This is a genomic window from Bacillus sp. SD088 (assembly GCF_017355205.1).
In the GTDB taxonomy this organism is placed as follows: Bacteria; Bacillota; Bacilli; order Bacillales; family Bacillaceae_C; genus Lederbergia.
Genome location: NZ_JADIJK010000044.1, coordinates 1 through 26,375, shown reverse-complemented (window position 1 = coordinate 26,375; position 26,375 = coordinate 1). Strand labels below are relative to the sequence as shown.

24 protein-coding genes and 1 tRNA gene are annotated in these 26,375 nt (G+C 39.8%); 24 read left to right on the top strand and 1 reads right to left on the bottom strand.

What is annotated here, in order from left to right; genetic code table 11:
* The first annotated feature begins 642 nt into the window (after positions 1–642).
* The 16 genes from IPU53_RS23590 to hslO all read left to right on the top strand — a co-directional run bounded on the left by IPU53_RS23590 (position 643) and on the right by hslO (position 17,460).
* Positions 643–2,232: a putative polysaccharide biosynthesis protein gene (locus IPU53_RS23590; protein WP_207453776.1), complete on the top strand. Its 1,590-nt coding sequence runs from the start codon at positions 643–645 to the stop codon at positions 2,230–2,232.
* Positions 2,233–2,243: 11 nt separating this feature from the next.
* Positions 2,244–3,701, top strand: coding sequence for a nucleoside triphosphate pyrophosphohydrolase (mazG, locus tag IPU53_RS23585; protein WP_207453775.1), 1,458 nt, complete (start codon positions 2,244–2,246; stop codon positions 3,699–3,701).
* Positions 3,702–3,731: 30 nt separating this feature from the next.
* Positions 3,732–4,001, top strand: coding sequence for an RNA-binding S4 domain-containing protein (locus IPU53_RS23580; protein ID WP_207453779.1), 270 nt, complete (start codon positions 3,732–3,734; stop codon positions 3,999–4,001).
* 192 nt (positions 4,002–4,193) lie between these two features.
* A complete protein-coding gene (gene yabP, locus IPU53_RS23575) occupies positions 4,194–4,496 on the top strand; it encodes a sporulation protein YabP (protein WP_207453774.1) in 303 nt (100 codons plus the stop codon).
* Positions 4,493–5,119 carry a spore cortex biosynthesis protein YabQ gene (gene yabQ, locus IPU53_RS23570; protein WP_207453773.1) on the top strand — a complete coding sequence of 209 codons (627 nt, stop codon included), beginning with the start codon at positions 4,493–4,495 and terminating at the stop codon, positions 5,117–5,119. The genes yabP and yabQ overlap by 4 nt, the downstream gene beginning before the upstream one ends.
* 18 nt (positions 5,120–5,137) lie before the next feature.
* The gene (locus tag IPU53_RS23565; RefSeq protein WP_207453772.1) at positions 5,138–5,533 is read left to right on the top strand and encodes an FtsB family cell division protein; all 396 of its coding nucleotides are present in this window, start codon (positions 5,138–5,140) and stop codon (positions 5,531–5,533) included.
* Between the two features lie 73 nt (positions 5,534–5,606).
* Positions 5,607–6,032, top strand: coding sequence for a S1 domain-containing RNA-binding protein (locus tag IPU53_RS23560; RefSeq protein WP_207453771.1), 426 nt, complete (start codon positions 5,607–5,609; stop codon positions 6,030–6,032).
* Between the two features lie 212 nt (positions 6,033–6,244).
* A tRNA-Met gene (locus IPU53_RS23555) sits at positions 6,245–6,318 on the top strand.
* A 491-nt stretch (positions 6,319–6,809) separates the two neighbouring features.
* Entirely contained in the window at positions 6,810–9,290 is a 2,481-nt protein-coding gene (gene spoIIE / locus IPU53_RS23550; protein WP_207453770.1) for a stage II sporulation protein E, read from the top strand.
* Between the two features lie 162 nt (positions 9,291–9,452).
* Positions 9,453–10,187 carry a VWA domain-containing protein gene (locus IPU53_RS23545; protein WP_207453768.1) on the top strand — a complete coding sequence of 245 codons (735 nt, stop codon included), beginning with the start codon at positions 9,453–9,455 and terminating at the stop codon, positions 10,185–10,187.
* On the top strand, positions 10,156–11,103 hold the full coding sequence (locus IPU53_RS23540; RefSeq protein WP_207453767.1) for a protein kinase domain-containing protein: 948 nt from the start codon (positions 10,156–10,158) through the stop codon (positions 11,101–11,103). The genes IPU53_RS23545 and IPU53_RS23540 overlap by 32 nt, the downstream gene beginning before the upstream one ends.
* Before the next feature lie 147 nt (positions 11,104–11,250).
* Positions 11,251–12,660, top strand: a complete 1,410-nt coding sequence (tilS, locus tag IPU53_RS23535; RefSeq protein WP_207453765.1) for a tRNA lysidine(34) synthetase TilS — start codon at positions 11,251–11,253, stop codon at positions 12,658–12,660.
* Between the two features lie 236 nt (positions 12,661–12,896).
* Positions 12,897–13,442, top strand: coding sequence for a hypoxanthine phosphoribosyltransferase (hpt, locus tag IPU53_RS23530; protein WP_207453757.1), 546 nt, complete (start codon positions 12,897–12,899; stop codon positions 13,440–13,442).
* Positions 13,443–13,541: 99 nt separating this feature from the next.
* Positions 13,542–15,545 carry an ATP-dependent zinc metalloprotease FtsH gene (ftsH, locus tag IPU53_RS23525; protein WP_207453755.1) on the top strand — a complete coding sequence of 668 codons (2,004 nt, stop codon included), beginning with the start codon at positions 13,542–13,544 and terminating at the stop codon, positions 15,543–15,545.
* Between the two features lie 260 nt (positions 15,546–15,805).
* The gene (locus tag IPU53_RS23520) at positions 15,806–16,570 is read left to right on the top strand and encodes a type III pantothenate kinase (RefSeq protein WP_207453753.1); all 765 of its coding nucleotides are present in this window, start codon (positions 15,806–15,808) and stop codon (positions 16,568–16,570) included.
* Positions 16,571–16,584: 14 nt separating this feature from the next.
* Positions 16,585–17,460, top strand: coding sequence for an Hsp33 family molecular chaperone HslO (hslO, locus tag IPU53_RS23515; RefSeq protein ID WP_207453752.1), 876 nt, complete (start codon positions 16,585–16,587; stop codon positions 17,458–17,460).
* A gap of 191 nt (positions 17,461–17,651) precedes the next feature.
* Here hslO and IPU53_RS23510 read toward each other — a convergent pair whose 3' ends face one another.
* Positions 17,652–19,001, bottom strand: a complete 1,350-nt coding sequence (locus IPU53_RS23510; RefSeq protein WP_207453751.1) for an ABC transporter substrate-binding protein — start codon at positions 18,999–19,001, stop codon at positions 17,652–17,654.
* A 525-nt stretch (positions 19,002–19,526) separates the two neighbouring features.
* On the opposite strand from IPU53_RS23510, the gene IPU53_RS23505 reads away from it, so the two are divergent.
* From IPU53_RS23505 to lysS, 8 genes are all read left to right on the top strand, one after another.
* The gene (locus IPU53_RS23505) at positions 19,527–20,333 is read left to right on the top strand and encodes an AraC family transcriptional regulator (RefSeq protein WP_207453750.1); all 807 of its coding nucleotides are present in this window, start codon (positions 19,527–19,529) and stop codon (positions 20,331–20,333) included.
* A gap of 126 nt (positions 20,334–20,459) precedes the next feature.
* Positions 20,460–21,386, top strand: coding sequence for a cysteine synthase A (cysK, locus tag IPU53_RS23500; protein WP_207453749.1), 927 nt, complete (start codon positions 20,460–20,462; stop codon positions 21,384–21,386).
* Between the two features lie 273 nt (positions 21,387–21,659).
* The gene (gene folP / locus IPU53_RS23495) at positions 21,660–22,469 is read left to right on the top strand and encodes a dihydropteroate synthase (RefSeq protein WP_396019974.1); all 810 of its coding nucleotides are present in this window, start codon (positions 21,660–21,662) and stop codon (positions 22,467–22,469) included.
* Between the two features lie 5 nt (positions 22,470–22,474).
* Positions 22,475–22,837, top strand: coding sequence for a dihydroneopterin aldolase (gene folB / locus IPU53_RS23490; protein ID WP_207453748.1), 363 nt, complete (start codon positions 22,475–22,477; stop codon positions 22,835–22,837).
* Complete coding sequence (folK, locus tag IPU53_RS23485) at positions 22,837–23,364, top strand: 2-amino-4-hydroxy-6-hydroxymethyldihydropteridine diphosphokinase (RefSeq protein ID WP_207453747.1); 528 nt, start codon at positions 22,837–22,839, stop codon at positions 23,362–23,364. The genes folB and folK overlap by 1 nt, the downstream gene beginning before the upstream one ends.
* Complete coding sequence (locus IPU53_RS23480; protein WP_207453745.1) at positions 23,316–23,534, top strand: helix-turn-helix domain-containing protein; 219 nt, start codon at positions 23,316–23,318, stop codon at positions 23,532–23,534. Before folK ends, IPU53_RS23480 begins: the two co-directional genes overlap by 49 nt.
* Positions 23,535–23,545: 11 nt before the next feature.
* Entirely contained in the window at positions 23,546–24,538 is a 993-nt protein-coding gene (dusB, locus tag IPU53_RS23475) for a tRNA dihydrouridine synthase DusB (protein WP_207453743.1), read from the top strand.
* A 135-nt stretch (positions 24,539–24,673) separates the two neighbouring features.
* Positions 24,674–26,161: a lysine--tRNA ligase gene (lysS, locus tag IPU53_RS23470; protein ID WP_207453741.1), complete on the top strand. Its 1,488-nt coding sequence runs from the start codon at positions 24,674–24,676 to the stop codon at positions 26,159–26,161.
* The last annotated feature ends 214 nt before the right edge of the window (positions 26,162–26,375 follow it).

Sequence of the window (26,375 nt, the reverse complement as noted above, 5' to 3'; positions counted from 1 at the left end):
AACATTCCCTAGCGAATAATACCCAAAAAAGGCAGATGTGATCATCTGTCTTTTTTTGAAGTTTAGAAAAGTATTAGCCATATACCTGACTCAACCCCTTTAAATCAACAAGATGCATGACTAGTTGATGAGAATGGAAGGCGCCCTGGGGATTAGCGTGACAGGTGAGATCTCGCCGGAGCTAAGCGTCTACCTGCAACGAAAAAGGCTCTCACGTTGTGATTAACGATTAAAGGTGAAGTAGGAACGAGAGGAATCATTGTAAATAAGGCATCAAAGCCGAAACATGTTATAATACTTTTTATTCAGTAAGTCAATTTCATAATTATGGATCAAAAGATAAAACACGAACATTATGGTGATTCAAATATTTATTGTAACCTTCACACCAGTTGATTGAAGCGGAAGGCGGCGACTCCTGGGGGATTAGCGTGGTAGGTGAGACCCCACAGGAGCGTTAATGTACAAAGACTAAATACGCGCCCCGTCCTCGTGATCAACTTCCTGTTGACCTGAGGAAGCTCACAGCACGCCCCCTGAAAGCGTCCGCCTAGAGCGGAAATCAACATTGTTTCGGGTTTTAATACTGAATTTTCTATTATGAAATTGATTCTAGTATTTATTGAAAGGCGAGACTGTCGATTGCCAACACAAACAACTAATCATTATATGAAGGGAGCGTTTATTTTAACGATCGCTGCCTTTATTGTCAAAATTTTAAGTGTCGTATATCGAGTTCCTTATCAAAACATTGTGGGCGATGTTGGTTTTTATATCTATCAGCAAGTGTATCCGATTTATGGAGTAGGAATGATCTTGGCTACCTCAGGTTTTCCTGTCATTATTTCTAAATTGGCTGCTGAGGATGGAACTGGGGAGCGAGCATATTTGGCCCATCGCATGCAGGCTGCTCTGATTACACTTCTTTTTGTGGGGATTGGTTTATTTTGCTGCTTTTTCCTTGGGGCTTCTCTGATAGCGCAATGGATGGGAGATTCACAATTAACTGCATTAATTCAAATGACAGCCTTTATGTTTCTCCTTCTTCCCTTTTTATCGATTAGTCGTGGATATTTTCAAAGTACAGGAGATATGCGTCCTACTGCAACGAGCCAAGTGATAGAGCAAACAGTAAGAGTCGTCATTATTATGATGTCGGCTATTATTCTAACATCCCATGGGTATTCGCTTTATGATGTTGGAACAGGGGCGATTGCAGGGTCCTTTATTGGTGGAGTAATTGGAGTAGGAATCCTGCTTATGTATATGGTAAAAAGAAAAACATATTCTTTATTTTTTATAAAGGGTTTATCTTGGAAGAAGCTTTACACCACAGCCCAGATTGTCCTTGTGCATGGCGCTGTTTTTTGCCTTAGTGGGATGGTCCTTATTTTATTTCAATTTGTGGATTCATTTAGTATTTTTTCTTTATTGAGAAATTCCGGGATAGAAATTGAGGAGGCTAAAGCGTTAAAAGGGATTTTTGATCGAGGACAACCGCTTATTCAATTAGGAACGGTTGTCGCTTCTTCCTTTTCTCTCGCACTCGTACCCATCGTGACAGCCGCTTGGATGAAGGATGATGAACAAACCATCCAGATAAAATCAGGCAGTGCCATGAAAATTACGCTTGTAATCGCAGGTGGGGCTACTATCGGACTTATCAATATCATGAAACCAACCAATACGATGTTATTTGCCAACGATCAAGGTTCAGCAGTACTATCGGTTCTATCTATTTCTATTTTGTTTAGTTCTTTGATTTTGATTTGTACAGGGATCCTACAAGCATTAGGCCAAGTATTTATTGTAGGGAAATATATTTTAATCGGCCTAATCGCCAAAATCATCGGCAATTATATAGGAGTAGCTTTATTAGGAACAATGGGAGCTTCACTATCAACCGTTATCAGTTTAGCTATTACGGCCATTTTATCCATTCGTAAGCTACAGACACGAGTTTCTATTCTTCTGCCAACGATCAAAAGCCTCCTTCCTTCGATTTGCTTGGCCGCGCTAGGAATGACACTCGTTTTACAATTATGGTTATTTTTGTTCTCCTTTTTTGAGGTGGGGCGTTTGCTCAGTATCGCTCTATCTTTATCAAGTGTTGTTCTTGGAGCAGGTGTCTACCTCTGGATCATTTTAAAAAGTGGAAGCTTGACAGAGGAGGAGCTTTCTTTTTTCCCTTTTAGTAGCAAATTAAATTACCTTAATTCAAATAGAAAGTGAGAGGTTAAAGAGTGAACAAAGAAATAACCGTAGTCGGGCTAGGTTCTGGAGACTTGGATCAACTGCCTCTAGGCATTTATAAATTATTAAAACAAGAGACGCAATTCTTTTTGCGAACGAAAGAGCATCCTGTTGTAGCAGAATTAGTAGAGGAAGGATTTATCTTTGAATCATGTGATGATATCTATGAAAAGCATGGGGACTTTGCGAGTGTGTATGATGAAATTACTCAGTTTCTATTGAATAAGGCGGAGAACGAACCGATTGTTTATGTGGTTCCAGGGCATCCACTTATCGCAGAGAAAACCGTCCAACTTTTATTGGAACAGGCGCCGCAAAGAAATATAAAGATCGAAATTCAGGGAGGGCAAAGCTTTTTAGACCCCTTGTTTACGTCTCTAAAGATAGATCCTATTGAAGGATTCCAGCTTCTAGATGGAACATCGTTACAGAGGGACGAGCTTCAAATCCAGCAGCATATCGTTATTGGTCAAGTGTACGATGCTTTTGTTGCGTCTGAAGTAAAACTAACACTTATGGAGAAATATCCAAGTGATTACGAGGTTTCCCTTGTTACGGCAGCGGGAAGTGAGATGGAGAAGATCAGGAAGCTCCCATTGTATGAGTTAGATCACGGTATTCCATTGGATAATCTAACCAGTTTGTATGTTCCCCCAATTGCCGAGCAGGAACAGGCATATAAGGAATTTTCCACTTTGCGGCAAATTATTGCGGATTTACGAGGACCCAATGGCTGCCCTTGGGACAAGGAGCAAACCCATCTTTCTTTGAAAAAGTATTTAATTGAAGAAGCTTATGAACTGTTAGCCGCGATTGACCAAGATGATATCGAGAATATGATTGAAGAGCTGGGGGATATTTTACTGCAAGTTATGCTTCACGCTCAAATTGGGGAAGACGAGGGCATGTTTTCAATTGAAGATGTGCTAGAATCGATCTCAAGAAAAATGATTCATCGTCATCCTCATGTATTTGGGGATGTTAAGGTACGTGACGCTGAGGAAGTTACAGTAGATTGGGACAAAATCAAAGCAACGGAGAAAAATAGAAATGAATCTATTTTAGCCGAAACGGCAAAAGGCTTACCCGCTTTAATCAAAGCTTATAAATATCAAAAGAAGGCAGGGAAACTAGGGTTCGATTGGGGAGAAGCACAAGAAGCTTGGGAAAAAGTTAAGGAAGAAATGCAGGAATTCGAGGTGGAGATGGCGAAAGAAGATAGACAAGAGCAATTAAAGGAATTAGGGGATCTTTTATTTTCAGTTGTGAACGTTTCTCGGCTATTGAATATATATCCTGAAGAAGCACTAGAAAGAACAAATGAAAAATTTGCCCGCCGCTTTTCTTACATAGAAGAGAAGGTAAGGGAAAGTGGAAGGGGATTTGAGGAATATACCCTTGAACAACTTGACCAGTTTTGGGATGAAGCGAAGGGGAAAGGATTTTAAAACTATAAAGAGGTGAAGTCATTGGCAACCATGCGTTTAGATAAATTCTTAAAGGTTTCTCGGCTAATAAAGAGACGAACACTTGCTAAGGAAGTGGCAGATAAAGGGAGAATTCTGATTAATGGGCAACAGGCAAAGGCAGGCTCCAATGTAAAGGTAGGAGATGAATTAGAGATTCGCTTTGGTCAAAAGCTTGTATTCGTACAAGTCACAGAGCTTCAAGAGTCCACCAAAAAGGAAGATGCCGCTAGTATGTACAAGATTGTAAAGGAAGAAAAACTAACGACAACAGATCAATGAAAACACGTATAAAGTGAAACTTCAATCAGTGGAGTTTTTCGATGTACTAGTGGGGAAAGGCCGCTTTTTATCGCGAACCTATAGCCCGTTAATGCGAGATAAAAAGATAGATACTCTGGTAAGGGCTTGTTCTATTTCCTCATTCTCTCTCATATGTATGAAGTAAAATGAGTACGAAAATGAGGGATGAAAATGAACCAATATCATGAACCTATGGCAAATAAGGCCTCAACACCAGAACATGATTTAACCATGCGAGGAAGAAAGCTACTTGATATAACCGGTGTAAAACATGTGGAAAGTTTTGATAATGAGGAATTTCTTTTAGAAACCACAATGGGCTATTTATCCATCCATGGTCAGAACCTACAAATGAAGAACCTCGATGTTGATAGAGGAATCGTCTCCATTAAAGGGAAAATATATGATCTCGTTTATCTTGATGATCATCATGGGGAGAAGGCTAAAGGGTTCTTTGGCAAGTTGTTTCGATGACTTTATCTACACAATTTTATACCATGCTCGCGATGATTAGTATGGGTAGCTTTTTTGGTGCATCGCTTGATACATATCAGCGATTCCTAAAAAGAGGTAGTCGTGGTAAGATTATTGTTTTTATCAATGATATATTATTTTGGATTTTGCATGGTGTGATCGTTTTCTATGTGTTATTCCTTGTCAATTATGGTGAGGTGCGCTTCTATCTTATTTTAGCTATTTTATGTGGCTTTGCGGCTTATCAGGCATTGATGAAAGGTTTTTATCTTCGTCTATTAGAAGGGATCATTTCCTTCATAAAAGCGACCTGGTCCTTTATTCTAAAGTTATTCTTTTTTCTTATTTATCGACCCATCAAAGCGATTCTCTTCCTAATTTTTACTATTTTGTTAGGAATTGGCCGTTTCGTTTGGGTTCTTGTAAAAGGGGTCGGAATCGTGTTATTATGGATAGCAAGGATAATATGGTATCCGTTTACCCTTTTAGCAAAAGGTATTCTTTTATTGTTACCTAAGACATGGGTAACAACATTACAAAAGTTATTTCATTCTATAACTCGAATATGGATTAGAATTATCCATATTGTTCAAGGCTATATGAAGAAGTTTTTCAAAAAATAACGGTGAGGAGGCCTCAGGATGGGAATGAAAAAGGTTGCTTCGTTGGAAACTACTTATATGAAACAACAAGAAGTCACAATGAGGAAGGCGGCAAGAAGAAAAAAGCTTCTTATTCGCAGGCTAACGGCATTCCTTATCCTGACAATCGCCCTGTCTTATTTGGTAATATCTTCTCTTGTTTCTAAAAATTCCATGTTAGCTGAGAAACAAGCGGAAAAAGCGAAATTGGAACAGAGCCTTGCCACTTTGGAGAAAAAACAAGCCTCGCTGGAGAATGAACTTGTAAAGTTAAATGATGAAGAGTACATAGCAAAACTTGCGCGAAGAGATTACTTTCTTTCTGAGAAAGGGGAAATCATTTTTAACCTTCCGGAAACCAAAAAGAAAAAAGAGAAGGAAAAGGAGTCTTATTGACACTTTTTTCAAAAGTTAGCTATAATATAAGGTAAAGGTTACTTTTATACTTTTAAGGAGGATAAATTTTTTTATGTCGATCGAAGTAGGCAGCAAGGTACAAGGCAAGATTACAGGCATTACTCATTTTGGGGCGTTTGTGGAATTACCCGGTGGCTCTACAGGACTTGTTCATATCAGTGAAGTGGCCGATAATTATGTAAAAGATATTAAAGACCATTTAACCGTTGGGGATGAAGTCCTTGTGAAAGTGTTAAATGTTGAGAAAGACGGTAAAATCGGCCTGTCTATTCGGAAAGCAAAAGACCAGCCGGCGAGTCAATCCCATTCAAATTCAAATCACCGTGACAATCATCGTCACAACCGGACGAATGAACGTGTGAAGGAAAGCTTTGAGAGTAAAATGAATCGTTTTCTAAAGGATAGTGAGGATCGCCTATCTTCATTAAAGCGTAATACGGAATCAAAACGTGGCGGACGCGGTGCAAGACGCGGTTAACTTGTTGTCTGTTTTATATAAAGTGGTCTATCTGTTCGTGGAGAATAGATGGGCTATTTTATTTTTATAGGGAATCCCGCATGTTGTTTAGATAAAATTTTTTATACAGCATTTTAGCCATTAATAGTCTCTTAATGCATGATATAAATAATAATTGACAAGTTTCTTAGAAAATTGTATCATAGAATCTGTGCCTTTGGCATGAGTAACTTGGCGGTGTAGCTCAGCTGGCTAGAGCGTACGGTTCATACCCGTGAGGTCGGGGGTTCGATCCCCTCCGCCGCTATATAGAAAAGCGGAAGGGCGGTTTTCCTTCCGAAATTCCAGGTTATTTGACCTCGAGCCCCTACCGCCTGCAGCTAGACAAAAAGAAAAGCATAAGCGCCTGACCAGCGCTGTTTTATTCAACATTTTGTTGGCGATAAATACAAGTTTCTTGTTTCAACAAGGGCTTGTATTTTTTTGCATTTTATCTCACATTAACGGGCAGAAAAACCCCTGCTGATGGAAGTTTCACTTTATCCGTATATGCTCTATAAAGCGAGACTTATCGAGGTGTTAGTGTCCGTTATCCCCCACTTAGACTTCTTTGAAATTTCCTAGTCTTGAAGTGGGGTCTTACGGACGGTTGCACCGGGATAAATTTCTAATCATCTGGGATTTTGCCTCATTTAGTCGAACTTTTCTTTCAATTCCCTCCCTAGAAATGACAAAGTTTTAGAAAACCCTCCTTTATAATAGAGCCAATCATAACTTTGTGTGGGGAGTGCGATTAAAATGGATAAAGGTGGAAGAGGTTTTGCAGAATCATCTATTCAGAATTCGACTTTAAGTGGAACGAAGTTTGATATGACAAATGGCTTCAAGAAGGTAGCGCAGAAATTGGAGAATCTGATTTTGCAAAAGGGCTTAGCTTTATTTTTGGTTGCCTTGCTTTTGGGACGAGCTCTTATTTTGTCACAATTGACTCCTTTTATATTGCCGTTTTTTGCTGTTGTCTATTTATTAAAAAAGGATAAGGCTCCGATCGTATTATTTGGCCTTCTGGCAGGGGCGTTAACACTGGGGATTGGAAATGCGGTTTATACATTTGGTCTATGTTTAATTTATCTCATTAGTCGTAAGCTACTTTCTTTGATTGTTCAACCGAGTGTAAAAATATTACCATATGGTGTTTTGTTGATTTCTCTTTTTGTAAAATGCGGCTGGGTCTTTTTTCAAAATGGACAAACCATTTCCCAATTTGATGCTTTAATGGCAGCTGTAGAAGCAAGCTTAAGTTTTGTACTAGTCTATATTTTTATGCAAAGTATTCCATTTCTTACATCTAAAAAGCGGAAAAAGTCGTTAAAAACAGAAGAAGTGGTAAGTCTTATTATTCTACTGGCCTCAATTATGACAGGCACGATTGGCTGGACAGTGTATGATCTATCTGTTGAACATATTTTATCGCGTTATCTTGTAATTCTCTTTGCCTTTACAGCAGGAGCAACAGTAGGATCGACTGTGGGGGTTGTAACCGGACTCATTTTTAGTTTAGCCAGTGTTAGTAGCCTCCTGCAGATGAGCTTACTCGCTTTTGCAGGATTATTAGGTGGTTTATTAAAAGAAGGAAAGCAATTGGGTACAGCCTTTGGCCTAATGATTGCCACGTTATTAATGGGTTTGTATGGAGAGGCGAATTCTCCCTTACTTGATACAATCTATGAATCCAGCATTGCTATTTTTCTTTTATTGATTACACCGAGGAGTTGGTCTGAAAATATCGCGCGTTATATCCCGGGTACTACTGAGTATACGCAGGATCAACAAAGATATGCGAGAAAAATCCGTGATATTACAGTAAAAAGGGTCGAGCAATTTTCTTCTGTCTTTCAGGCCTTATCCAATAGTTTTTCACAGACGGAAAAAGTGAGTGAATCTGAAAAAATAGAACAAGAATTTGATTACTTTCTAAGTGATGTGACAGAGAAGACCTGTCAAATGTGTTATAAAAAATCTCAGTGTTGGGGTACTGACAACTTTGATACAACTTATGATTTGATGAAGAACATTATGCATGAAATGGATGAAAATACAGGAAGTATCCCCAATACGCTTAATCAACAACTAGAACGACAATGTAATCGCTCGCAAAAGGTAAAGAATGCAATTCATCAAAGACTGAATGTTTATCAGGCAAACCAACAATTGAAGCTACAAGTAAAGGAAAGTAGAAAGCTCGTTGCGGAGCAATTGTTAGGCGTGTCAGAGGTGATGGGCGATTTTGCCAAGGAAATACAAAGGGAGCAAGCCAATCATCAAAAACAGGAGGAAATTATTTTAGATGCTTTACAGGATTTTGGAATTGAAATTGAAGAGGTTGAAATTTATAGTCTCGTACCAGGGAATATCGATATTGATGTTACCTTGCCGGGTCAGAATGTCCTAGGGGAATGTGAGAAAATCATTGCACCACTCCTTTCTGATATTTTAAATGAAACAATCATTGTCCAAAAGGAGGAGCAAGGATCATTTGACTTTCTGTATGCCACATTTCGCTCTGCCAAGACATTTGTGGTGGAAACAGGCGTGGCTCATGCGGCAAAGGGTGGTGGTTTTTTATCTGGGGATAGTTATTCGATGATCGAGTTAGGTCCTGGGAAATTTGCTGCTGCCATTAGTGATGGGATGGGAAATGGCGAGCGAGCCCATCATGAAAGCAGTGAGACATTGCAATTATTACAGAAGATTTTAAAGTCTGGGATAGAAGAGAAAGTGGCAATCAAATCGGTTAATTCCATTTTATCCTTGCGATCAACGGATGAAATTTTCTCAACTTTGGACTTAGCGGTAATTGATTTACAAGATGCGCAAACGAAATTTTTAAAAATTGGATCCACTCCAAGCTTTATAAAAAGAGGCAAGCAAGTATTGAAAATTGAAGCGGCCAACCTGCCTATTGGAATGATCCAGGAATTTGATGTAGATGTTGTGACAGAACAATTAAAAGCGGGAGATTTACTGATTATGATGAGTGATGGCATTTTTGAGGGGCCGAAAAATGTAGAAAATTATGAAATATGGATGAAACGAAAGTTACGTGAAATTGAAACAGAAGACCCCCAAGCGATTTCTGATCTCATCATGGAAGAAGTGATTCGCACTTGCTCAGGGACGATTTCAGACGATATGACCATTATGGTATTAAAAATAAAACATAACACCCCTAAGTGGGCGGCGATTCCAGTGAGGAGCAGAGGAATGAAAATCTCTTAAAAATTGTATAAAATTTCCTTTTTGAGGCGAGGATGTTAAAAACAGGAGCCCGAAGGATGTGGGGCAGAATGGCGTTTCAACATACATGGATGTACTAGTGTAAGTGAGGAAACGGGATGTTACGCCTATATGCCTGTTTAATTGCCAAATGGAGGGGAGCTTATGACAAAAAGTCCTTTAAAGCAGATTTTACTGATTACAGATGGATGTTCCAATCAAGGGGAGGATCCAATTGCGATCGCGGCCTTAGCAAATGAAAGTGGGATTACAGTCAATGTCATTGGTGTTGTTGAGAATGAATCAATTGAACATAAAGGAGTTCAAGAGATTGAAGGCATTGCAGCTTCTGGTGGTGGAATTAGCCAGATTGTGTATGCAGAACAATTATCGCAAACAGTCCAGATGGTAACAAGAAAGGCAATGACTCAAACCTTACAAGGTGTGGTCAATAAAGAGTTGCGGCAAATCTTGGGGAAAGAGACGGATATGGAAGAACTCCCACCAGATCAACGTGGGGAAGTTTTGGAGGTTGTCGATGAACTTGGTGAAACCTCCGATATCGAGGTTCTAGTTTTAGTAGATACAAGTGCCAGTATGAAGACAAAACTCCCAACCGTAAAAGAGGCTTTATTAGATTTATCCTTAAGCCTAAATGCACGGATGGGTCATAATCGTTTTGCTGTCTTTATATTTCCTGGGAAAAGAAAGGAAGTCGAAAAGCTTCTAGATTGGACACCAAATCTAGAGCTATTAACATCGACTTTTCCAAAATTGGCTGTTGGCGGTATTACCCCAACTGGGCCAGCTTTGCGCGAAGCCATGACCTATTTCAAGAAAAAGCGTTCTTTGAGAGGACTGCTATCGAATGATGATGAATACATGGAAGACTCAATGTGAATTTCCTCCTGGCACAGTTGTAACAGGGAAATGGCATGGTGGAAATTATCAACTTATAAGGGAACTTGGTTCTGGAGCGAATGGGATTGTGTATCTAGCTAAAGGAACGAAAGGACATACTGCGTTAAAAATGAGTATGGATAGCCTTTCAATTACATCAGAGGTCAATGTTCTGAAAGCTTTCTCTAAGGTCCAAGGGGATTCCCCAGGGCCTTCTTTGCATGAAATGGATGATTGGGAGAGCCCACGAGGGAAAATTCACTTTTATACAATGGAATATATACAAGGTCCGAATCCACTTACCTTTATTCGTAAAAATGGACAGACATGGGTAGGGATTTTGATTGTGCAGCTTCTAGATACATTGGAGAAGCTCCACCAGGAAGGATGGACATTTGGAGATCTGAAGCCGGAAAATTTAATTGTATCAGGTCCACCACCTAGAATTCGCTTTATTGATGTTGGTGGTACGACGATGAATGGAAGAGCAATTAAGGAATTTACGGAGTTTTTCGATAGAGGATATTGGGGATTAGGTTCTCGAAAATCTGAACCATCCTATGATTTGTTTTCTACAGCTATGCTTTTTATCCATATGTATTATCCTAAGAAATTTACTAAAGTCGGGGATGGAAAAAAACAATTGATGCAACAAATTGATGCCCATTCCGAATTATCTCGTTTCAGTCCTGTTCTTCAAAAGGCTTTATTTGGCCAATATGATTCTGCTAAAAGAATGAAGGGAGAGCTGCTTAGTATATTATCTGAAAAGAGGAATCAAGCACCATCCTATGCAAGGCGACATGCTACAAGGCAAAAGAAAAAGAAGAAATCAGGTGCTTTGAAGGAGACCATCATGGTTTTGTTGCTAACAATTGTTCTCTATGCTCTATATATTTATAGTTACCTTCTATAAAATGTCTCACAGCTTTATGAACGTTTTACAGATACAACTGGAGCTCATTGGAGTGAAATGGTAACATAATTAGGAGTGTTTATGTGATGGAATAATAAAAAGAGGATTTTGGCAAGTCGCACTTTTCTTGTAAAGGGATGGAAAAACATGTTGCAGTTTGAACGAAAGACAGAGGCTTTTATCAAGAAGCATCGACTGGTTGAAAAGGGAGACTATTTTGTAGCTGCGGTATCAGGGGGACCAGATTCTCTTGCAATGGTTGACTTCTTTATTACACGGAAGGAAAAATATGGGATACAATTGGCTGTTGCGCATGTTGATCATATGTTAAGAGGGGAAGAATCCCATCAAGATCTTTTATATGTAAGGAAGTATTGTGAGGAAAGATCAATCCCCTTCCATAGTACCGCGATCGATATTGCACAGAAAATGAAAATAAACAAATCCGGTATGCAAGAAACGGCAAGACTCTATCGCTATCAATTTTTAAGGGAAGTAATGGAAGAGATTAAAGCAAATAAACTTTTGACTGCCCACCATGGGGATGATCAGATGGAGACTATTTTGATGAAATTAACCAGGGGGGCAACAGGACAAGCAAGAGCAGGCATTAGCATTAGGCATTCTTTTGGAAATGGAGAGATCCTCCGTCCTTTGCTTGCTGTCTCAAAGCAAGAAGTTGAGGCATATTGCCATCATTATCAACTTGAGCCAAGGCTAGATCCTAGTAATAAGAAGAGGGATTATACAAGAAATCGATTTCGTTTGGATGTTCTCCCCATTTTAAAAGAGGAAAATGAACAGGCATTGGAGCATTTTCAACGTTTTCATGACGATTTGACGGAGGATGAGTCCTATTTACAGAGTCAAGCAAAACAACGATTCAATCAAATATGTCGAGTCGATGAAAATCAAGAAATCCATTTGCATATTCCTGCCTTTTTAGTGGAACCTTTGCCTTTACAAAGAAGAGTGATTCATCTAATATTAAATTATCTTTACCAATATAAGACACATGATATTTTAGCTGTACATACTGATTTGATCCAGCAGTTAGTAAGATCCGAAAATCCATCTGGAAGACTTGATTTTCCTAGAAAGTTGAGGGTTATTCGTTCTTATGCATCCTGTCGTTTCACTTTCAGTGAAGGAAGTGAACGTCAGTCACCTTATTATTATGAGTTATATGAGGGGAATAAAGCGATTTTGCCTAATGGTGGGAGCCTGGAATTAAGGGAGACGAAAGACTGGCTAATAAAAGAGGATTCAAATTCATTTTTGTTAGATGAGCAAGAAATTCAACTTCCGTTAATTATTCGGACTAGAAAACCTGGTGATAGAATAAGGTTAAAAGGAATGAATGGAAGCAAAAAGATTAAGGACATTTTTATTGACCAGAAGGTTTCTTTGGAAGAACGAAAGGTTTGGCCGATTGTAGTTGATTATACTGGCAAAATCCTGTGGGTCCCTGGTTTGAAGAAGTCTAGTTTTGAAGGGAAATCCCAAAATAATCATAATTATGTTCTACTATATGAGGATGTTCAAAAAGTCCGGTAAAAATGACACTTCGAGATAAAGGAACTTCGACTAAGTACCAATACGTCCTGTGTCGAACATCGTAGTCGCCACAACACGCACAAGCTTGTTGGCAGGAAGCTTTCCTTGTGCTCGAAACTGCGCCGCCTCGAAACAGACAGGACGTGAGTGCCTTTAGCCGACTTGGTCCTTTTTATCCTCCTTTTTGAACACACATTAAATGATCATACCCAAACAATTGCAGGGGGCAGGATGAAATGAAAAATGATATCAAGGAAATTCTTATAACAGAAGAGGAAATTAACGAGAAAACTTCAGAGTTAGCTGCGCAGCTTACGGAAGAATATGAAGGTCGCTTCCCACTCGCAATCGGAGTCCTAAAAGGAGCAGTTCCTTTTATGACGGATTTACTGAAGCGAATAGATACATATTTGGAAGTGGACTTTATGGATGTATCCAGCTATGGCAGTGGAACAGTCCCCTCGGGCGAAGTGAAAATTTTGAAAGACCTAAACACCCCTGTTGAGGGAAGAGATATTCTAATCATTGAGGATATTATTGATAGTGGGTTAACTTTAAGTTATTTGGTGGATTTGTTTCGGTATCGAAAAGCAAAATCGATTAAAATTGTCACCTTGCTAGATAAGCCATCGCGTAGAAAAGGAACAATTACAGCGGACTATGCATGTTTTACTGTTCCCGACGCCTTCGTTGTTGGCTATGGACTTGATTATGCGGAGAAATATCGTAATCTCCCCTATATTGGGGTATTAAAACCGGAAGTATATGAAAAAAATGAATGAGGATAAAAAAATGATTAAACCAATGTGGAATAGTTGTAAAAATGCAAATAGCTATGATACTATTGAAGATAGTTTTTTTACTGTGGGAGGAGGTAAGGGATGAACCGGGTTTTGCGAAATGTCATTTTTTATGGACTCATCTTTCTTGTATTAGTTGGAATTTTGAGTTGGTTTAAAAACGGTAATGAAGTGACAGAACCTATTACGTATAATGAATTTGTAGCGCATTTGGAAAATGGAGATATTGAAAAATATACAATGCAGCCTGAACGAGGCGTTTATGAAATTAAAGGGCAGTTGAAAGGTGCGGAAGATGGAGACTCCTTTATTACATACGTAATGAATAGCCCCGCGATGCTTGATCGCATTGATGCAGCCTCAACTGATTTGGAAGTACAACCAGCAAAAGAGACGAGTGTTTGGGTCTCATTCTTAACTGGGATAATTCCGTTTATTATTATCTTTATTTTATTCTTCTTCCTGTTAAATCAAGCTCAAGGTGGCGGTAGCCGCGTAATGAACTTTGGGAAGAGTAAAGCAAAGTTGTATTCTGAAGAAAAGAAAAAAGTTCGCTTTAAAGATGTAGCAGGTGCAGATGAAGAAAAGCAAGAACTAGTAGAAGTAGTGGATTTTTTGAAGGATCCAAGAAAGTATACTGAATTGGGAGCAAGTATTCCAAAGGGGATTTTGTTAGTTGGTCCACCTGGGACAGGTAAAACCTTACTTGCACGAGCAGTAGCTGGAGAAGCTGGGGTGCCATTTTTCTCTATTAGTGGTTCTGACTTTGTGGAAATGTTTGTCGGTGTAGGGGCATCGAGAGTTCGTGATTTATTTGAGAATGCAAAAAAGAATTCCCCTTGTATTATCTTTATTGATGAAATTGATGCAGTTGGTCGCCAGCGTGGTGCCGGCCTTGGCGGTGGGCATGATGAACGTGAACAGACATTAAACCAATTGCTTGTTGAAATGGATGGATTTGGTGAAAATGAAGGAATTATCATTATCGCTGCTACGAACCGTCCAGATATTTTAGACCCAGCACTATTACGTCCAGGACGTTTTGATCGACAAATTACAGTGGATCGACCAGATCTAAAAGGTCGTGAAGCAGTATTGCGTGTTCATGCGCGTAATAAACCTCTTGATGATTCGGTTGATTTAAAGTCGATTGCCATGAGAACACCGGGTTTCTCGGGAGCAGATTTGGAGAACTTATTAAATGAGGCAGCTTTAGTTGCTGCAAGAGTCAATAAGAAGAAAATTGATATGGACGATGTCGATGAAGCAACGGATCGTGTGATTGCTGGTCCTGCGAAGAAAACCAAGGTAATCTCGAAGAAAGAGCGAAATATTGTCGCTTACCATGAAGGTGGTCACACAGTTATTGGCTTGGTTTTAGAAGATGCAGAAATGGTTCATAAGGTAACTATTGTTCCACGTGGTCAAGCTGGCGGGTATGCTGTCATGCTTCCTAAGGAAGATCGTTATTTCATGACAAAACCAGAATTGCTTGATAAGATCACTGGTTTGTTAGGTGGACGTGTTGCGGAAGAAATTACCTTTGGTGAAGCTTCTACTGGTGCTCATAATGACTTCCAACGTGCAACAGGGATTGCACGAAAAATGGTTACTGAATTTGGAATGAGTGAAAAACTTGGTCCGCTTCAATTTGGTCAAGCACAAGGTGGCCAAGTGTTTCTAGGTCGTGATATTAATAATGAACAGAATTATTCTGATGCCATTGCTTATGAAATTGATTTGGAGATTCAGCGCATTATTAAAGAATGTTATGATCGTGCGACGAAAATTTTAACTGATAATAATGATAAGCTTAAATTGATTGCCAAAACTCTTTTAGAAATAGAAACCTTAGATGCTGAACAAATTCGTGGTTTGTACGAAGATGGTAAGCTTCCAGAAGGTCGAATTAACAATGGTGATGATGTAGATCCTGCTATTAATATTCAACCCAAAGAAAAAACAGAAGAGGACTTGACGATCACGGAACAGCGTGAAGATGACCCAGTTTCTGGTCAATCGGGTAAATTAGGCCCAAGTCGCCGTCCAAATGAAACGACCGATGATGATACAAAAAATGAATAAGTAAAATAGTGATGAAGGAGGGTCTAAGGACTCTCCTTTATTCTATGCTGAGGACTATCTAGGTAGTGAAATTGGGAATAATTAAGTTAACAGCATCTTATTTATTGCTCTGAAAAAACATTTCCGACAATGGCGTTAGAATAGTGCAGCCATGTCCGGTCAAATATTGGTGAATAGCAGTCGATAAAATATCCCTTCTTAAAGGATTTGTGGTATGATGTTTTCGAGCAAAAGTCCTATTAAAAAAAGTGGTGAATCAATTGTTTTTAGTCTTAGATGTAGGGAATACCAATATTGTGCTTGGTGTATATCATCGAGAACAGTTAAAATACCATTGGCGAATGCAAACCAATCGCCATAAAACAGAAGATGAATATGGAATGGATATTAAAATGTTATTTCAACATGAAGGAATCCAATTTAAAGATATTCAAGGTGTGATTATCTCTTCTGTTGTGCCTCCATTGATGTTTACACTAGAAAAGATGTGTGAGAAATATTTTCATGTAAATCCAAAGATTGTCGGTCCGGGCATTAAAACTGGGTTAAACATAAAATACGATAATCCTCGTGAAGTGGGAGCAGACCGAATTGTCAACGCGGTTGCGGGAATTCATGAATACGGGAATCCGCTGATCATTGTGGATTTTGGAACTGCGACAACCTTTTGTTATATCAATGAGAAAAGTGAATATATGGGTGGCGTTATTGCTCCTGGGATTGGTATTTCAACAGAAGCCCTTTATAATCGGGCCGCAAAGCTTCCGAGAATTGAAATTACCCATGTAGACGAAATCATTGGTAAAAACACGGTCGCAGCGATGCAAGCTGGTATTCTATTTGGATTTGTAGGGCAAGTCGAAAGCATTGTTCAACGAATTATTGATACATGTCAAACAAAGCCGACAATCATTGCAACTGGAGGGCTTGCTAATTTGATTGCAACAGAAACTGAGATGATCGATATTGTGGATCCTGATTTAACATTGAAAGGTCTACAATTAATTTATAAACGAAACGAATGAAAGGTGGCCTTTTAATGGAAGACTACTTAGTGAAGGCAATAGCTTATAATGGTCAAGTCCGTGCTTATGCGGCCATTACAACAAATACGATTAACGAAGCCCAGCGGAGGCACCAAACTTGGCCAACAGCCTCGGCAGCCCTTGGTCGAACAATGACGGCTGGCGTGATGATGGGTGCGATGTTAAAAGGCGAGAATAAAATAACCATTAAAATAGAAGGGGGCGGACCAATTGGTGTAGTACTTGCAGATGCTGATGCGAAGGGGCATGTGCGTGGCTATGTCACAAACCCTCAGACACATTTTGAATTAAATGATATAGGGAAATTGGATGTGAGGCGTGCTGTCGGGGTTGATGGAACATTAACAGTAGTGAAAGATGTCGGGCTAAGAGATCATTTTTCCGGCCAAGTGCCTCTAGTATCGGGAGAAATAGGGGATGATTTCACTTATTACTTTGCTAAATCAGAACAAACGCCATCTTCTGTAGGTGTTGGAGTCCTAGTAAATCCCGACAATTCCATTTTAGCTGCAGGGGGCTTTATTATACAAATGATGCCTGGGGCAGATGAAGAGACCGTCACCGACATTGAACAGAAATTACAATCGATTCCACCAGTTTCAAGCTTGGTAGATGAAGGTTATTCTCCAGAGGAAATGCTGGAGAGTTTCTTAAAGGATGTCAACATCCTAGAAAAGCAAGCTGTTGATTTTCAATGTACCTGTTCAAAGGAACGTCTATCCAATGCCATTGTTAGCTTAGGCAAAGAGGAAATCCGTGCTATGATTGAGGAAGATGGGGAAGCGAATGCTCAATGTCACTTTTGTAATGAATCATATCATTTTACAAAAGAAGAATTAGAAGAATTAGAAGAAGAAACACAAAGGTAAGAAAAATTGCCTATTTAAGGTCTACGTTCTTTTTTGATTCTCAACGAATAGTCAAAAAAACGTTCACGCGGATATCAAGGCGCGTGAACGTTTCTTCTAACGATGAAGCTTCCTTTTTAGACTAGTAGAAAATTGCCAGTACGCAAATATTTTCAGCAAAAAACGAACAATGATATTTGTGAATCAAAAGGCTACTCGGACGCCTGCATGTCATTCACTAGTTTATTGGCTTCTTCTTGTGCCTCCCGCAACACTGTGTTTACATCTTTGTTCTCCAATGCTAATTTCTTCCTGACGTCCTTCATCAATTCGTCAAGTTCACTGTTATATGGAGCTGGTTTACGATCTGGAGATGGATCAATTGAGAAAATGTCCTGTAGACGTTTCCCTTCATACAAGTTAGAACCCGCAGCGTACGACTCGCGAATTTCATCATCTTCAAGCACCGTTACCCGATTTACTTGCTCACTTAAATAAGACTGTGCTTCTTCTGATACCATTTCCACTGCGACTTGTATAGCGGCTTCCCGATTTTTCGCTGTTTCGGGAACAGCAAACAAGTGATAATCAGTATTCCGCCCAAGATCAGGGGTGCTAGAAAATGCTGGGAACGTAGTAACATCCCAATCTAAACCGGCTTCTTCCATGGCTGGGATCCGACTTGTATACGGAATCACCCAGTATGGAAACATTGCCAATCGTCGTTCTTCGATAAACTTGTTTATCCCCCCATACCCGTAATTCTCTTCATTCTCCCCAATCAATCCAGGTATACTGTATGCTTGGTCAAATACATCAAACACTTCTTTAAATCCGTCTGTCATCATATCCACTTCACCGTTGTCATCGACATACGATAAGGAATGTGCTCGAAGGGCCTCGTGCACCCATCCTGGATCAAAGCCAATGTAGTCAACTCCATCCCGATTTCCTGTTACTTGTCTCGCCAAATTGATCACTTCATCCCAAGTCATACCTGGCTCGGGATAATCTACCCCAAACATGTCAAAAATTTCTTTGTTATAGACCAATAAGCCGTAATTGAGCGAGATCGGCATTCCATAGATAGCATCAGGTGTATCGAAAACCTCCGCTTGCTGCTTTAGATCTTTTACAATCGCTGGATTAATGCGTTCCCAATCGAAATCTTGACGATCAAGGAACTCCGACATATCGCCAGCCAATTCCAGATCAATCCGATCATACAAGCCAGGGTTGCTAGTAGTAATGATATCCGGTACCTCCCCGGCTGCGACCATGTCATCTAAATTAGCATTCTTCAGTAATTCAAAAGAGACATCCGGATATTTGTCAGTGACAGGTTTGAACATTTCAGCAACTAAATCGTCATCGATCAACCCCATCGCTTCATTATAGATTGTAATCGTCACTGGTTTCTCCAGCACGTTCTCGTTTGTCTCCGATGCCTCGTTTTCCGTGGAGCCAGCGTCAGACTCCGTGCCAGCTTTATTTTGACAGCCAACCAGTAGAATTAAGGTGAGTAATATCGCTAAATATTTCCACCTCACATGAGTTTTCATCTGTTTTCCCCCATTCTGTGAAATCGCATACATGTTGTATGCCTTTACAAGCTTACCAAATTTGCGCTGATTGTAAATAAAGGATACGATTAAGACATACACTTTTCTGCTAAAACACTAAATCTTGAAAAGTTAAAAGTTTTTGGGATATTAAATAACGATATTTTTACATTTTCAACTATAAGTGCGTGCTCAAAAAGTCTGATAAAAAGGATCAAGTCGGCTAAAGGCGCTGACGTCCTGTCAGCAACGCCGACACTAGTACATCCTGTACGTCGAAAGTTCAAGGCGACGTGGCTTTGAGGAACGGACTTGTACAGGAGGTACTGAATTCCGTGTTGCCCACAGGACGTGGACGATTTTAACGGAAGTTCCTCAGTTCCAATACTTGAGTACCGGAAAAGTAAGCCAATGCAGAAATTCGATGCGTCATTTTTGTTGTGCTTTTTGAACAACCTCTATATTAGAACTATTGAGCGCAGCGAATGCCGAGAGACTATCTAAAATTTCAGGAGGAAGACATAAGTGGAACCAGAGGTCTTGTTATGCGGTTACTCCTACCATAAGAGGACGTTTGAATACAACATATTTAAACAGGAAGGTGTAAAAAGTTATCTGATTCGCCTGCAAACAGAAGGGACTGCTCTTGTTCATGCAGATGATCAGACGATTAATACCGAGGCGGGAAGTCTTCTATTATTGCCCCCCGGCACGATATATGAGCTTCGAGTAGAAAAAAGTGAAGGAATTTCTAATAAACGTGAACACCCGAACCACATCATGAGTGGAGATCACTATTTATTTTGTCAGGGGTCCTGGATAGAACGATGGTGGGGACGTTATCCAAAGCCTGTATGCGTCAATATCGAATTGCAAGAGTCCCTGCTTACACTATGGCGGACGCTGACGTTGGAACAACGCCGTCAGGATAAGGATAACGAATTGATCTCTTATTTACTGCGAGCACTCTGTCTGCATTTGGATCGCGCGATTAAAGAAACTACACCTTCTTATCGCTTGATCTATACCGCATCCCGAATGAAGCGCTATATCGAAAGGCATGTGAGTCATCCGTTCACAGTCGAGGATGTGGCCAGGCATGTTAACTTAAGTGCATCACGAGCTGCTCACGTATTCAAAGAGTATTACGGCAAAACGATCATGTCCTATGCCTTGGAAATTCGTCTATCCGGGGCAGTTGATCGGATGAAGCATACGACGATGACACTGGAGGAAATCGCCCACAACAGTGGGTTTCGTAGCTACACTTATTTTCACCGTGTATTCAAAGACAGATTCGGCTTATCGCCGTCTCAATTTCGTAATCAATGAGCGGAAGAGTGAACTCAAAAACCCCTAGAAGAAGATGATTTTCACCTATCACTTTATTGACTTTATGTGATCAGCGTGGTATCCTGAAATAAACCTATAAAAATACTAGGAATTAGAGGTGGGAAGATGGCAAATATAGCGAATTCGATAACCGATCTCATTGGAAATACACCGATTGTGAAACTAAACAGATTAACAGATGAAAATAGTGCAGATGTATATTTAAAATTGGAGTATATGAACCCTGGAAGTAGTGTAAAAGATCGTATTGCTTTAGCGATGATTGAAGCAGCTGAAAAAAGCGGAAAGCTAAAAGCGGGTGATACGATCATTGAACCAACAAGTGGAAATACAGGAATTGGTTTGGCGATGGTTGCGGCTGCAAAGGGATATCGCTCCGTACTTGTTATGCCAGATACGATGAGTATGGAGAGACGTAATTTATTGAAAGCATATGGCGCCGATTTGATTTTAACTCCTGGAGCAGAGGGAATGAACGGAGCAATTAAAAAGGCAAATGAGTTGGCGAAAGAGCATGGTTACTTTGTTCCTCAACAATTTGAAAATCCAGCCAATCCGGAGATTCATCGTTTAACCACAGGTAAAGAAGTTGTTGAACAAATGGGTGATCAACTTGATGCTTTTATAGCAGGTGTTGGTACAGGTGGTACTATTACAGGAGTTGGTGAGGTATTAAAAGAACATAACCCAAATGTCAAGATCTATGCTATTGAACCAGAGGATTCTCCTATCTTATCAGGAGGGAAACCGGGACCACATAAAATTCAAGGTTTAGGTGCTGGCTTCATTCCAAGTATTTTAGATACAGATATTTATGATGGGGTTCTCAAAATCAAAAATGAAGAAGCTTTTGAGTGGGCGAGAAGAACAGCGCGCGAGGAAGGCATACTAGGCGGTATTTCTTCGGGCGCCGCAGTAGCGGCTGCTTTAAAGGTAGCAAAGGAACTCGGTAAGGGTAAGAAGGTGCTAGCAGTTATCCCAAGTAATGGAGAACGTTATTTAAGTACTCCTCTTTACCAATTTGATGATTAAATAAGAAAAAACTTGGTGCTTCATGCACCAAGTTTTTTCACGTCCGAAGAACCCCATTCACGTCCGAAGAACCCCATTCACGTCCGAAGAACCCCATTCACGTCCGAAGAACCCCATTCACGTCCGAAGAACCCCATTCACGTCCGAAGAACCCCATTCACGTCCGAAGAACCCCATTATTTTAAACAACCTTACGCAGGAGTTCTTTTCAAAAATAACTTTTAAGGGTAGACTGATGGTATATGTTTGAATGAGAAGGTGTTTGAGTTGAAAATAAAATGCGGGAAACATACATTGGATTTTGCAAATAAAACGCTTATTATGGGGATTTTAAATGCAACACCAGATTCTTTCTCAGATGGTGGACGTTTTAATAAAGAGGCACAGGCGCTACAACATGTAGCGGAGATGGTAGAAAATGGGGCCGATATGATTGATATTGGTGGGGAATCAACAAGGCCTGGACATAATCCAGTATCTGGTGATGAGGAAATAGCTAGAGTGGTTCCGATCATTGAAGCTTTAGCAGATAAAGTACAGGTGCCTATTTCCATTGATACATATAAAGCATCCACTGCAGAGCGGGCTGTAGCGGCTGGTGCAACAATGATCAATGATATTTGGGGAGCAAAAAAGGATCCGGAAATAGCTAGTGTCGCGGCGAAGAGCGGGGTACCGCTTATTCTCATGCATAATCGTGACAATCGAAACTATACCTCTTTTATCCGTGATGTACTTCAAGATCTATATGAAAGTATTTCTATTGCAAAAAAGGCTGGGGTTCGGGATGAGAATATTATTTTAGATCCCGGGATTGGTTTTGCAAAGGATTATAACGAGAACATTGAGATGATGAGAAATCTAGATAAATTAGTAGGGATTGGTTATCCAGTCCTATTAGCGACTTCTCGTAAAAGAATGATCGGGGAGGCTCTAGATCTACCTGTTGATGAACGAGTGGAAGGTACAGGTGCTACAGTCTGTTATGGGATTCAAAAGGGTTGCCATATGGTGCGTGTCCATGATGTAAAGGAAATGAGTAGAATGGCCGCTATGATGGATGTTTTAGTCCAAAAGGGGTGAAGATAGTGGATAAGATTTATTTAAATGAGTTAGAATTTTATGGTTACCACGGTGTACTTCCGGAGGAGAACCGATTAGGGCAAAGATTTGTTTTAAATCTGATTATAGAAAGTGATCTTAGAGAAGCAGGTCAGAACGATGACCTGGCTAAAACGATTAATTATGCGAATGTTTATGAAGATTGCAAGCGAATTATGGAAACAGAAAAATATGAATTAATTGAAGCTGTTGCAGAGAAGGTAGCGTCTGTTTTGTTAGATCAATATCAATTAATCCAACGTGTTACGGTAAAGGTCATAAAGCCAGACCCCCCTATTCCAGGGCATTACCATTCAGTTGCTGTGGAGATTACAAGGGAGAAAGTGTAATGGAAAATGTGGCATTTATATCTTTGGGATCAAATATAGGAAATCGACTAGGATATTTAAACCAAGCGATCCAAATTTTAAGGAACTATCCCGAACTTCAAATTGAGAAGCTTTCCTCCATTTATGAGACAGAACCGATCGGATATACAGACCAAAGTCAATTTCTTAATATGGCCATAAAGCTGTCAACCTCCTTATCGCCACATCAATTACTAACTCTTTGTTTAGAAGTAGAACGGGAGATTGGACGAATTCGCGAGTTTAAGTGGGGGCCAAGGGTTATCGATCTTGACATTTTATTGTATAATAAAGAAAATATTGTGATGGAGGATTTACAAATTCCCCATCCACGTATGAATGAGCGGGCTTTTGTCCTTATTCCTTTAATGGAAATTGACAGTAGTCTTGTCCTTCCAAGTTCAAACGCCCCTTTAGTTGAAGTTCTGGACGAAATACCTGATAAAGAAGGAGTTCGGTTATGGAAACAGATAAATGGGGAAGACGCATTCGCGCCTTTCGAAAATTAAAAGGTTTTACACAAGAAAGGCTTGCGGAAAGCTTAGGAATTTCCGTTTCCGTTTTTGGAGAAATTGAACGCGGCACCCGTTTGCCGACTGATCATATGTTACGTAAAATATCAGAGGTACTGGGTGTTTCTGTTGAAGAACTTACACCAGAGGATGAGCGGATGGAATAGGAGAGTTATTGATGTTAAAAATAGCTGATATTGAGATGAAGAACCAAGTTGTTCTCGCACCGATGGCGGGTGTTTGTAATTCGCCTTTCCGCTTAACCGTAAAAGAATTTGGTGCAGGACTCGTTTGCGCTGAGATGATCAGTGATAAAGGGATCGTTCATAAAAACGAGAAAACGATGAATATGCTTTATATGGACGAGCGCGAGAAACCATTATCCCTACAGATTTTTGGCGGAAAAAAGGATACATTAGTAGAAGCAGCTCGCTTTGTTGATCAAAATACAAATGCTGATATTATTGATATTAATATGGGATGCCCCGTGAATAAAATTATTAAATGTGAAGCGGGAGCTAGATGGCTTCTTAATCCCGATAAAATCTATGATATGGTTTCCTCTGTCGTGAAAGTCGTGGACAAACCAGTCACAGTCAAAATGAGAATTGGCTGGGATGAAGAACATATCTTTGCGGTTGAAAATGCACAAGCCGTTGAAAACGCCGGTGGTTCGGCTGTTTCCATGCATGGTAGAACGCGGGTGCAAATGTATGAGGGAGAAGCTAATTGGGATATTATCCGTAAGGTAAAACAATCAATCAACATACCCTTAATTGGGAATGGAGATGTGAAAACACCTGAAGATGCAAAAAGAATGCTAGATGAAACAGGTGTAGACGGTGTGATGATCGGACGGGCGGCGCTTGGAAATCCGTGGATGATCTATCAAACCGTTAAATATCTAGAGACTGGTCAATTAATTGGTGAACCCTCTGTTCAGGAAAAGATGGATGTGTGTAAGCTACATCTAGATCGCCTCATTTCCCTTAAAGGCGAGAACATAGCAGTGAGAGAAATGAGGAAACATGCTGCATGGTACTTAAAAGGAATTAATGGAAATGCAAAAATCAGAAATGCGATCAATCAATGTCTTACCCGAGATGAGTTAGTGCAATTATTAGATTTTATATCTGAAGATGCGGCGATAAGCGATAAGCAAGCGGGATAACAGAGCCATACTGCCGGTAGACGCTGGCAGTTGTTTTTGTGTAAGAATCAGCTGATTGATTTCATTTTTCGTATAAAGAATAACTGTAGCTTTAATAGAAAAATTAGAGTTTTAAATTTGATTGGAGTGTTTTTAATGAGTCAAGAAGAATTGAACGACCAATTACAGGTGAGACGCGAAAAAATGCAAACCTTGAGGGAAAACGGCATGGATCCCTTTGGAAAACGATTTGACCGCACCCATGATACAGAATCGATTAAGAGTTCTTACGATGAATTTTCTAAAGAAGAATTAGAAGAAAAAGCAATTGAAGTGATAATTGCTGGTAGGGTGATGACGAAACGTGGAAAGGGAAAGGCTGGGTTTGCTCATATTCAAGATTTACAGGGACAAATTCAAATCTATGTGCGGAAAGATAGTGTGGGAGAAGAACAGTATGAGCTTTTTAAGTCCGTTGATTTAGGTGACCTAGTTGGCATTACAGGCACAGTGTTTAAAACAAAGGTAGGAGAACTATCGGTTAAAGTGACGAATTTCACTTTATTAACGAAAGCTTTACGGCCACTACCTGATAAATTCCATGGATTAAAGGATGTTGAACAGCGCTATCGTCAACGCTATCTTGATTTGATTACAAACCAGGAAAGCAAGGAAACATTTATCAAAAGAAGTAAGATTTTGCATGAAATCAGGCATTATTTAGATGAGGAAGGGTACTTAGAAGTAGAAACGCCGATGTTACATGCCATTGCAGGTGGGGCGGCAGCACGTCCATTTGAAACCCATCATAATGCCTTAGATATGCCGTTTTATATGCGAATTGCGATTGAACTCCATTTGAAACGCCTGATTGTTGGTGGATTAGAAAAAGTTTACGAAATCGGTCGCGTGTTTAGAAATGAAGGTGTATCGACTAGACATAATCCAGAGTTCACCATGATTGAGCTTTATGAAGCATACGCCGACTATGAAGATATTATGGAATTAACGGAAAACCTTATTGCACATGTGGCAAAAGCAGTTCTTGGTTCAACAACAATTCAATATGGGGACTATGAAGTTCATCTAGAACCAAGATGGCGCCGTCTGCATATGGTGGATGCTGTGAAGGAATATACAGGTGTCGACTTTTGGAAAGAAATGAGTGACAACGAAGCAAAACAATTGGCAACAGAAAATGGAATTGAAATAACTGAGCATATGACCTTTGGACATATTGTCAATGAATTTTTTGAGCAAAGAGTTGAAGAAAAACTTATTGAGCCAACGTTTATATATGGACATCCAGTCGATATCTCTCCTTTGGCAAAAAAGAATGACGAAGATCAGAGATTCACAGATCGATTTGAACTATTTATAGTAGGTAGAGAACATGCCAATGCCTTTACCGAATTAAACGATCCTATTGATCAAAGGGAACGCTTTGAAAGCCAATTGCTTGAGCGTGAGCAAGGTAATGATGAAGCGCATGAAATGGATGAGGATTTTGTAGAAGCATTAGAATATGGTATGCCGCCAACTGGTGGACTTGGGATAGGGATTGATCGTTTGGTCATGTTATTAACTAATGCCCCATCTATTCGTGATGTTCTTTTATTCCCGTTAATGAGAAAGAAAGATTAACTGTTTGCCCATTATCAGAGGCATGGTAATGTACTTTTGTCCATGCCTCTGAAATATTTTTGATAAATAATTAAAATAAATGTTGCATACTTAAAAAAACGATGATATATTAATAATCGTTCCTTAAAACGAGGAACAAACAAATTAAAAAAAGTTGTTGACATTGGGAATAAGATTTGGTAACATAGAAAAGTCGCCAATAAAGGCAACGAAG

Bases quoted from the DNA above. Each gene is read 5' to 3' on its own strand.
- IPU53_RS23580 (WP_207453779.1), top strand. From the start codon at position 3,732: ATGCGTTTAGATAAATTCTTAAAGGTTTCTCGGCTAATAAAGAGACGA.
- yabP (WP_207453774.1), top strand. From the start codon at position 4,194: ATGAACCAATATCATGAACCTATGGCAAATAAGGCCTCAACACCAGAA.
- yabQ (WP_207453773.1), top strand. From the start codon at position 4,493: ATGACTTTATCTACACAATTTTATACCATGCTCGCGATGATTAGTATG.
- IPU53_RS23565 (WP_207453772.1), top strand. From the start codon at position 5,138: ATGGGAATGAAAAAGGTTGCTTCGTTGGAAACTACTTATATGAAACAA.
- IPU53_RS23560 (WP_207453771.1), top strand. From the start codon at position 5,607: ATGTCGATCGAAGTAGGCAGCAAGGTACAAGGCAAGATTACAGGCATT.
- spoIIE (WP_207453770.1), top strand. From the start codon at position 6,810: ATGGATAAAGGTGGAAGAGGTTTTGCAGAATCATCTATTCAGAATTCG.
- IPU53_RS23545 (WP_207453768.1), top strand. From the start codon at position 9,453: ATGACAAAAAGTCCTTTAAAGCAGATTTTACTGATTACAGATGGATGT.
- IPU53_RS23540 (WP_207453767.1), top strand. From the start codon at position 10,156: ATGATGATGAATACATGGAAGACTCAATGTGAATTTCCTCCTGGCACA.
- tilS (WP_207453765.1), top strand. From the start codon at position 11,251: ATGTTGCAGTTTGAACGAAAGACAGAGGCTTTTATCAAGAAGCATCGA.
- hpt (WP_207453757.1), top strand. From the start codon at position 12,897: ATGAAAAATGATATCAAGGAAATTCTTATAACAGAAGAGGAAATTAAC.
- ftsH (WP_207453755.1), top strand. From the start codon at position 13,542: ATGAACCGGGTTTTGCGAAATGTCATTTTTTATGGACTCATCTTTCTT.
- hslO (WP_207453752.1), top strand. From the start codon at position 16,585: ATGGAAGACTACTTAGTGAAGGCAATAGCTTATAATGGTCAAGTCCGT.
- IPU53_RS23510 (WP_207453751.1), bottom strand. From the start codon at position 19,001: ATGAAAACTCATGTGAGGTGGAAATATTTAGCGATATTACTCACCTTA.
- cysK (WP_207453749.1), top strand. From the start codon at position 20,460: ATGGCAAATATAGCGAATTCGATAACCGATCTCATTGGAAATACACCG.
- folK (WP_207453747.1), top strand. From the start codon at position 22,837: ATGGAAAATGTGGCATTTATATCTTTGGGATCAAATATAGGAAATCGA.
- IPU53_RS23480 (WP_207453745.1), top strand. From the start codon at position 23,316: ATGGAAACAGATAAATGGGGAAGACGCATTCGCGCCTTTCGAAAATTA.
- dusB (WP_207453743.1), top strand. From the start codon at position 23,546: ATGTTAAAAATAGCTGATATTGAGATGAAGAACCAAGTTGTTCTCGCA.
- lysS (WP_207453741.1), top strand. From the start codon at position 24,674: ATGAGTCAAGAAGAATTGAACGACCAATTACAGGTGAGACGCGAAAAA.